10 protein-coding genes are annotated in these 7,909 nt (G+C 64.3%); 6 read left to right on the top strand and 4 right to left on the bottom strand.

The window, feature by feature from the left end:
- Nucleotides 1-810 (bottom strand): LysR family transcriptional regulator (locus AC1DJT_RS31335; protein ID WP_476835580.1); only part of this gene is annotated, 810 nt, incomplete at its 3' end.
- A gap of 236 nt (nucleotides 811-1,046) precedes the next feature.
- On the opposite strand from AC1DJT_RS31335, the gene AC1DJT_RS31330 reads away from it, so the two are divergent.
- Nucleotides 1,047-2,033: an aldo/keto reductase gene (locus tag AC1DJT_RS31330; protein WP_476835581.1), complete on the top strand. Its 987-nt coding sequence runs from the start codon at nucleotides 1,047-1,049 to the stop codon at nucleotides 2,031-2,033.
- A gap of 341 nt (nucleotides 2,034-2,374) precedes the next feature.
- Here AC1DJT_RS31330 and AC1DJT_RS31325 read toward each other — a convergent pair whose 3' ends face one another.
- Together AC1DJT_RS31325 and AC1DJT_RS31320 are read right to left on the bottom strand one after the other, a co-directional pair.
- A complete protein-coding gene (locus tag AC1DJT_RS31325; protein WP_441507557.1) occupies nucleotides 2,375-2,761 on the bottom strand; it encodes a type II toxin-antitoxin system VapC family toxin in 387 nt (128 codons plus the stop codon).
- Nucleotides 2,758-2,991, bottom strand: coding sequence for a type II toxin-antitoxin system Phd/YefM family antitoxin (locus tag AC1DJT_RS31320; protein WP_476769268.1), 234 nt, complete (start codon nucleotides 2,989-2,991; stop codon nucleotides 2,758-2,760). The genes AC1DJT_RS31325 and AC1DJT_RS31320 overlap by 4 nt, the downstream gene beginning before the upstream one ends.
- A gap of 298 nt (nucleotides 2,992-3,289) precedes the next feature.
- On the opposite strand from AC1DJT_RS31320, the gene AC1DJT_RS31315 reads away from it, so the two are divergent.
- The 5 genes from AC1DJT_RS31315 to AC1DJT_RS31295 all read left to right on the top strand — a co-directional run bounded on the left by AC1DJT_RS31315 (nucleotide 3,290) and on the right by AC1DJT_RS31295 (nucleotide 7,283).
- Complete coding sequence (locus AC1DJT_RS31315; RefSeq protein ID WP_441493384.1) at nucleotides 3,290-4,342, top strand: type III polyketide synthase; 1,053 nt, start codon at nucleotides 3,290-3,292, stop codon at nucleotides 4,340-4,342.
- A complete protein-coding gene (locus tag AC1DJT_RS31310; RefSeq protein ID WP_441507559.1) occupies nucleotides 4,339-4,845 on the top strand; it encodes an isoprenylcysteine carboxyl methyltransferase family protein in 507 nt (168 codons plus the stop codon). Before AC1DJT_RS31315 ends, AC1DJT_RS31310 begins: the two co-directional genes overlap by 4 nt.
- Nucleotides 4,829-6,388: a DHA2 family efflux MFS transporter permease subunit gene (locus AC1DJT_RS31305; RefSeq protein WP_441507560.1), complete on the top strand. Its 1,560-nt coding sequence runs from the start codon at nucleotides 4,829-4,831 to the stop codon at nucleotides 6,386-6,388. Before AC1DJT_RS31310 ends, AC1DJT_RS31305 begins: the two co-directional genes overlap by 17 nt.
- A gap of 137 nt (nucleotides 6,389-6,525) precedes the next feature.
- On the top strand, nucleotides 6,526-6,825 hold the full coding sequence (locus tag AC1DJT_RS31300) for a FitA-like ribbon-helix-helix domain-containing protein (protein WP_441507561.1): 300 nt from the start codon (nucleotides 6,526-6,528) through the stop codon (nucleotides 6,823-6,825).
- Complete coding sequence (locus tag AC1DJT_RS31295) at nucleotides 6,825-7,283, top strand: type II toxin-antitoxin system VapC family toxin (protein ID WP_476769267.1); 459 nt, start codon at nucleotides 6,825-6,827, stop codon at nucleotides 7,281-7,283. The genes AC1DJT_RS31300 and AC1DJT_RS31295 overlap by 1 nt, the downstream gene beginning before the upstream one ends.
- Nucleotides 7,284-7,410: 127 nt before the next feature.
- On the opposite strand, the gene AC1DJT_RS31290 is transcribed toward AC1DJT_RS31295, so the two are convergent.
- On the bottom strand, nucleotides 7,411-7,909 hold a 499-nt coding region (locus tag AC1DJT_RS31290), incomplete at its 5' end, for a PhzF family phenazine biosynthesis protein (RefSeq protein WP_476835579.1).

Raw genomic sequence — 7,909 nt, 5'->3', positions numbered from 1 at the left:
TGGATAGGGCGCGCACCAATCCTTCAGGACACGCATGAGTCGGCCGGAAGCGACGTGGCCCTCGGCTTGCGTTTCAAAGGTCGTGGCCAGCCCATGTCCGTCGAGCGCTGCCTGTAGAATGAGGTCGGCATCGCTGAACACAAGCGAGCCCGCCACGCGCACGGACAGCTCCTGCCCGTCCTTCTCGAATTCCCAGGCATAAAGGCCACCGGAGCCCGTCTGGCGGTAGTTGATGCAGTTGTGCTGCGTCAGATCGTGCGGCGAGACCGGGACAGGGTGTCTTGCGAAGTAGGCTGGCGATCCAACGATCGCCGAGCGCATCTCGGGTCCAATCCGGACCGCGATCATGTCGTTCTCAAGCCGCTCTCCCAGACGCACGCCAGCATCAAAATTCCCGGCGACGATGTCCATCAAGGCCTCGTCTGCCGATATTTCGATCGCAATATCGGGATGCTCGGCCATGAAAGTGCGGAGCTTCGGCAAAAGAACCGATACGGCCGCATGCTTCACCGTGGTGATGCGCAGCGTTCCGGCGGGCTTGTCGCGCAGTTCGCTCAAGCCCGCGATCTCGGCATAAATGTCCGTCAACGCGGGCTTCAACGTCCGCATCAGGCGCCGCCCGGCTTCCGTCGGCGAGACGCTGCGCGTCGTTCGCGCCAGCAACCGGATGCCCAACCTCTCTTCCAACTGCTGGATGGCGTGGCTCAGGGCCGACTGCGACATGTCGAGCTTGGCCGCCGCTCGCGTGAAGCTTCCCGCCTCCGCCACGGCCAGGAAAGCCGCAAGGTCGTTCAGTTCATCGCGCTTCATTGATGCACATCTTCGATAGACCCAAGCGAAGTGTGCAGCCTAATCGAAAGGCGCCGCCTGGGCTACGTATGGCCATCGACACGGCGGCTGATGCCGCCCCGCAAGCCAGAGGACGACCAATGGCCGAATACACCCCTCTCAGCCGCCGCACCTTCCTCGCCGGAGCCGCTGCCGCACAGATCGCCACCTGGTCGAATGCCAGTGCTCAGACGGTCCAGCCCCCAAGGATGATCACGATGAAGACCCGCAAGCTCGCCAATTTGGAAGTCTCGGAGCTTGGCTTCGGCTGCATGAACCAGAGCGGCAATTACAACGGGCCCGTCCCCAAGGACCAAGGCATCAAGACCATCCGCACAGCGTTCGAGGATGGCGTGACATTTTTCGACACGGCTGAGGTGTACGGCCCCTACATCAATGAGGAGCTCGTCGGCGAGGCGCTCCAGCCGTTCCGGGACAAGGTCAAGATCGCGACCAAATTCGGCTTCGCAATCAATGGGACCGTTGCGCTCGATAGCCGGCCGGAGCGCATCAAGCGCGTTGTCGAGGAGTCCCTGAAGCGTCTTCGGACCGATCACATCGATCTGTACTACCAGCACCGCGTCGATCCCGCGGTGCCGATCGAGGACGTCGCCGGCGCCGTGCAGGACCTCATCAAGCAGGGCAAGGTGTTGGGCTTCGGCCTTTCGGAGCCAAGCGCGAAAACCATCCGCCGCGCGCATGCCGTGCAGCCGGTCACGGCTGTTCAGAACGAATATTCGATGTGGACCCGCAACGTAGAGCTGAACGGCATCCTCGACACCTGCAACGAGCTGGGTATCGGCCTTGTGCCGTGGTCGCCCGTGGCGATGGGCTTCCTGACCGGCAAGTACGATCCGAGCACGACGTACGACGAGAAGACGGACTTCCGTGCGGGCTTCCCACGGTTCTCGAAGGAGTTCATGCCCCTCAACATGCCGATCGTCGAGTGGCTGAAGGACTACGCAGCCAAGAAGGGCGCGACGCCGTCACAAATCGCGCTCGCCTGGCTTATGGCGAAGAGCCCGAATATCGTCCCGATCCCGGGCACGCGCAGCAAAACCCATCTGCTGGAAAATCTGGGGGCGGGCCGCGTGCAGCTCAGCACCGCCGACGTTCATGCGATCGACACGTCTCTGACCAAGTTCCCGGTCTATGGCGACCGCATGGGCAAGGACCACATGCTCTCGATCGACTATTCGGTGTAGTCGTTCCTGCCTTGGGGGGCGCCGTCCAGGGGCCGCAAGGGCGAAGCCCAGCAGGCGCTTGGCAGCGTAGGGACGCCGTGAAGAAAGTCGTCGACAAGGGCTGAGCCTCCTCGACTTTATACGGAAACGGGCTGCCGGGGGCGGCCCATTTTTCGTTTGGCTTGAGGTTGTGAAAACGCGCCCTCAGCATCGAGATTGGGAGCGCATCATTGTCTGGAGCCCTATGACCGGTTTCGGACAAGGCGCCAACTTCGGCTCGCCTCCCGTCTCAGACGTTGCTGGCGGGCCGCCACCAGTTCCGGAACGCCCCACCCCCGACCCCGGGCATGTCTGCTAACCCGCTACCAAAGGCGTTTGATTGCGAAGCTGTCGAACAATGCTTCGTTCGAAATCAGCACCATGTCCTCGGATTGAGCCTGGGCAATGAGGAGGCGGTCGAACGGATCCTTGTGCGCAATGTTCATCTCGCCGGCCCGCAGCGCGTGGTGGACGGTGACCGCCAGCTCGGCAAAGCCCTGATCTGCGATGATCGCCTCGAAGTCCTGCGCGAGCAGCGCCGCGCGGGGGCACTTGCCAATGCGGAACTTGGTGGCGACCTCCATGGCCGAGGCGGCGCTGACGGCGATGCTGTTGCCCTCGTCCCCAATAGCCTCTCGGGCACGGGGGCTCAGCGCCTCGTCACCTGCCAGCCACCAGATCAGAGCATGGGTATCGAGCAGCAGCCTCACGTGAGATTCCAGCCGCCGAGTTCATTCTCGGGCAGCGGCTCGTCGAAGCGCGCATCGACGGCGATCTTTCCCTTGAGTACCCCAAAGCGCCGCTTGCCGCGTGGTCTGACCGGCACCAGGCGCACCACAGGCACGTTGCCACGGGCAATGACCACATCTGCACCCTCCAGGGCGTCAGCGATCAGTTTGGACAGGTTGGTCTTGGCCTCGTGAACCGAGAACTGGGCCATGAGCATCTCCTTAGCTAAAAATATAGCTAAGGGCCTGCACTGAGCAAGAGCGCTGCCGTTTTCCGGGCTGCTTCAGCCTCCGGTGCACGCGGCTCTCAGCGTGCACAATGTTCCGAGAGGCAAGGCTGAAAGGCCAGTCCAATGATCCCACCGTCTCGTGCCTTCGTCGCATGGCGACGCACGCGGCGTAATGCGCAAGCCTGCCTCTGGAACTTGCGGGCTCGCTGAAGCATAGTTGGCATGGCGTTGCAGGTCCGCCCGCATCGGGCGGCACCGCCCGCCATGCCTGGAAGTGGCTATGGCTCACCCGGTCAAGCTCGTTTCCGTCGCGACGGCTGTTCCGCCCCATGAGTTTCGCCAGCGCGATGTGGCGGCAGCCGCCCATCGGAGCTTTGCCGGCCGCTATCCCGATTTCGAGCAGCTTGCGCGCGTCTTCGAAAATTCGGGCATCAGCCGCCGCTATGCCGTCCGGCCGATCGAGTGGTATCTGCAGCCATTGGGATGGCCCGAGCGCAGCGCCGCCTATGTCGCCGGCGCTTGCGACCTGTTCGTGGATGCAACGACGCAGGCGCTGGGCGCCGCCAGACTACAGGCGTCCGAGATCGATACGATCGTGACGGTCTCGTCGACGGGCATAGCGACCCCCAGCCTCGATGCCCGTGTCGCCGAGAGACTTGGCTTCAGAAGCGACGTCGAACGTGTCCCGGTGTTCGGCCTGGGATGTGCCGGCGGCGTATCGGGTTTCTCGATCGCGTCCCGCCTGGCCGCGTCGCGCCCAGGTTCGACAATCCTGCTCGTGGCTGTCGAGATCTGCACGCTGGCTTTCCGACTCGATGTCTTGACGAAGGCCAACATCGTTGCGACCGCCTTGTTCGGCGATGGCGCGGCAGCCTGCATCCTGCAGGCAGGGCCGGATGGCATCGCCACGGTCGAGATGACCGGGCAGCACATGTGGCCCGACACGCTGGATATCATGGGCTGGACGGTCGATCCCCAGGGCTTTGGCGTGATCTTCGACCGGGCGATCCCGCCCTTCGCGGAGGAGCGGATCAACCCAGCCATTGCAGGGATCCTGGAGCGTGAAGGGCTGTCGCTGTCCGACATCGATCTCTTTGCCTGTCATCCCGGCGGGAAGAAGGTGATCGAGGCCCTGGAAAGCGCGTTTTCACTCGCGCAAGGCGCGCTCGACCACGAACGTGCCGTCCTGTCCGACTATGGCAACATGTCGGCTCCGACCGCCCTCTTCGTCCTCCAGCGTGCGATCGCGGCAGGCCTGCCCTCGCGCACGCTGCTGATGGCGATGGGGCCGGGCTTCACCGTGAGCTGCGCCTCGCTGCGGCAAGGGACATGACACCGGCCATCGTCTTGCTGGCCCTGGTGACGGCCGAGCGGATCGGCGAACTCTGGCTCGCGCATAGAAACACGTCTGCCTTGCTCGCCAAGGGCGCCGTGGAGAAGGCTGCCGGCCACTATCCGCTGATCGTCCTGCTGCACGCAGCCTGGCTGATCGGACTTTGGCTGCTCGGTTGGGCACAAGCGATCCATCTCGGCTGGCTCGCGGCTTTCCTCCTGTTTCAGGGGCTGCGCCTTTGGGTGCTGGTGACGCTCGGCCGGCGTTGGACGACCCGCATCATCGTCGCACCGGGCGAGAGGCTCGTGGCACGGGGCCCTTATCGGTTCGTGTCGCACCCGAACTACATCGTCGTCATTGGCGAGATCGCCGTCCTGCCGCTGTGCCTTGGCCTGCCATGGTTCGCGCTAGTCTTTTCGATCGCCAACGGCCTCGTCCTGACGATCCGCATCCGCGCCGAGAATACTGCGCTTGAAGAGGCTCGCCATGCCGCCACCGGCTGATGCGATCGGCGAAGGGCGCGTCACCGCTGCGACATGGATCGGCTTTGCCGCCATGTGCATCGGCATGTTCATGGCGATCCTCGACGTGCAGGTCGTCGTCACCTCCCTGCCGACGATCCAGAGCGCACTGGACATTTCGCCCGACCAGATGAGCTGGGTCCAGACCGCCTATCTCATCGCCGAGGTCATCGCGATTCCGCTGACGGGTTTCCTGACGCGCTTTCTCTCGATGCGCTGGCTGTTCGTCGTGGCGCTCGCCGTCTTTACCGCAGCCTCCATCGGCTGTGCGGCGAGCCAGTCGTTCCCGGCCCTGATCGCCTGGCGCGTCCTTCAGGGGTTTTCAGGCGGCACTTTGATTCCCGCGGTCTTTTCGGCTGTCTTTTTGCTCTTCCCGCCGAGCAGGCAGGCCATCGCGACGACGTTGGCCGGCGTCTTTGCCGTGCTCGCGCCAACGGTCGGGCCGATCGTCGGCGGCTGGATCACGCAGACCTATTCCTGGCACTGGCTGTTCCTGATCAACGTCATTCCCGGCGTCGTCTCGGCAGCACTAGCCGCTTTCCTCCTGCCACGTGACAAGCCGAGCCTCACCGAAGCGCGCAAGCTCGATGCCCTGTCTCTGGTGATGATGGCGATCGCGCTGGCAGCGATCGAGATCGCATTGAAGGAGGCACCTCAGCGCGGCTGGATCTCGGGCCTGATCCTGGGGCTGATCGCGCTGAGCCTGGCGAGCGGTCTCGGCTTCATCAGGCGGACTTTGCAAGCCGATGCTCCGATCGTCGATCTGAGAAGCTTTGCGGACCGGAATTTCATGATCGGCAGCATCCTCAGCTTTGTCCTCGGCATCGGGCTGTTTGGATCGGTCTATCTGATGCCGGTCTTCCTGGCCTTCGTGCGCGATCACAATGCGCTCGAGATCGGCGAGATCATGCTGGTGACCGGCGCCGCCCAACTTGCCATCGCGCCGGTCGCCGTTGCCCTGGAGCGTCGTGTCGATGTCCGCCTGTTGACCGGCATCGGCTTTACCCTCTTCGCCCTCGGCCTGGGACTGAGTGCCTTTCAGACCCCGCAGACCGACTATGACGCGATGTTCTGGCCGCAGGTGGTCCGTGGCCTGGCCATCATGTTTTGCCTTCTGCCACCGACGCGCCTCGCATTGGGACAGCTTCCCCCGATGCGCGTTCCCGACGCCAGCGGCCTGTTCAACCTGATGCGAAACCTGGGCGGTGCGATCGGTCTCGCCCTGATCGACACCGTGATCTACAGCCGCTCGCCCGTGCACGGCACGGCGATCATGGAGCGGCTGCAAAGAGGCGATGTCGAGACGGCGAAGTTCATCGGCGTGCCCCTCGAACTCATGGCGATGCGGCCGCCCGGGCCGCTCGACGCCCAGGCCCAGGCGCTGCTTCAGCCACTGGTCGAGAAGGCAGCCCTGGTCCTGTCGATCAACGAGGCCTGGGGACTGGTTGCCGTCCTCACGATCGCAGCCATGGCGTTCGTTCCCTTCGCCAGGAAGGTGCCGATCGGCGATCAGGTTCGCGTCTGAGCGGCCTGGCGCCGCACCATGCGAAAGGCATAGTGCCGCCCCCCGTCACTTCACCGGCTCGGAAGGGCTGCCAAACCGCGGGGCCGCACCACTCATGCCCTGGCCGTGAGCACGTCTCGCGCGGCGGTCGCCTGTCCTTGCGCGACCGTGATGCGATCGCTATCTTTGATCTCAATGAGATCATTGGAGGCACATCGATGGCGGGAAACCTCCATGTCCGCAATCTGGACGACGACCTGATACTAAAACTGAAAATGCGCGCCGCTCGACACGGCCGCTCGGCGGAAGCCGAGCATCGAGAAATCCTGCGTCAGGTTCTGCAAAACGAAACGGAGCCTGATTTCGACAGCTTGGCAGCCAGCCTGAGGAGGCTGACCGCGTCCCGCAAGCAGACACCCTCCGAAGAGCTCATGCGCGAGGGCCGAGACGAACGCTAATGGAGACGGTGATCGTCGATGCCAGCGTCGCGATAAAATGGGTCGTCGAAGAAGAAGGCTCCCAAGCCGCCGTCGATCTGCGCTCGCGCTTCCGTTTCGCGTCTCCGGAGCTTCTCATCCCGGAATGCGCGAACGTCCTTTGGAAGAAAACAGCGCGCGGCGAACTTGAACGCGAAGAAGCCATCCTTGCGGCAAGGCTTCTTGAACGCTCCGGGGTCGCGTTTCTCTCGATGGCTGGTTTGCTGGAACGGGCAGCGAGTCTTGCAATCGAGATTTCGCATCCCGCCTACGACTGCACCTACCTGGCAGCAGCAGTCCAGACGGGTGCGGCTTTCGTGACAGCGGATGACAGGTTCCTGCGCATCATTGCCCAGCGCGCATCGCGAGAGCTCGCAAGCTCATGCCATTCGCTGGCGGATATGGCCGCCAGACCTGCCCCCGATCGGAGCAAGCGATAGGTCGGTGCAGTGTTCCGCCGGAGCCAGCCAGCGGAACTCGGCCTGCGCCCGCCCGCCCCGTGGAACGCCGCAGCCACGGCACTCCTGGCGGTGCGACAGCGGGCGAAAGCCCTCAGAGCAGGAGCCTTCAGAGCAGAAGCGTGCCGTTCACGGTGGTGACGCAGGCGCCGCCGACCTGGACCTTGCCGCCCGCATCCACCGAGATGGCGATCGTGCCGTCGCGCCCGACGCAGCGGCCCTGGGCCGCCTCGTAGCGCGTGCCCCCAGCGGGCAAGAGCCCGCGCGCCGCCCGGAAGACCGCAACGCTGCCATTGCCGCTGCCGCAGACCGGGTCCTCGTTCACCCCGCAGGAGGGCGCGAAGGACCGGACCTCGATCTCGGGGCCGCCGCCCTCGCGCCTGGCGAAGACCGTGATGCCGGTCACGCCCAGGCGGCGCTCGAAGGCAGCCGAGCGCGCGAAATCGGGTTTCAGCGCCAGCAGCGCCTCTGCGCCGTCGATCTCGGCGATGAGCCAGACCGCGCCGACATTGACGATGGCCGGGCTCGCCTCGCGCAGGATCTCATGGCCGAGGATGGCCTCCAGTTCGACGAGTTCAGCCGTCGGCAGGGTCGTGACGGTCGCCGGC

The organism is Allobosea sp. 05T422_2 (assembly GCF_056396265.1).
This window is presented reverse-complemented; position numbering and strand designations above follow the sequence as displayed.

Bases quoted from the DNA above. Each gene is read 5' to 3' on its own strand.
- AC1DJT_RS31330 (WP_476835581.1), top strand. From the start codon at position 1,047: ATGAAGACCCGCAAGCTCGCCAATTTGGAAGTCTCGGAGCTTGGCTTC.
- AC1DJT_RS31320 (WP_476769268.1), bottom strand. From the start codon at position 2,991: ATGGCCCAGTTCTCGGTTCACGAGGCCAAGACCAACCTGTCCAAACTG.
- AC1DJT_RS31315 (WP_441493384.1), top strand. From the start codon at position 3,290: ATGGCTCACCCGGTCAAGCTCGTTTCCGTCGCGACGGCTGTTCCGCCC.
- AC1DJT_RS31310 (WP_441507559.1), top strand. From the start codon at position 4,339: ATGACACCGGCCATCGTCTTGCTGGCCCTGGTGACGGCCGAGCGGATC.
- AC1DJT_RS31305 (WP_441507560.1), top strand. From the start codon at position 4,829: ATGCCGCCACCGGCTGATGCGATCGGCGAAGGGCGCGTCACCGCTGCG.
- AC1DJT_RS31295 (WP_476769267.1), top strand. From the start codon at position 6,825: ATGGAGACGGTGATCGTCGATGCCAGCGTCGCGATAAAATGGGTCGTC.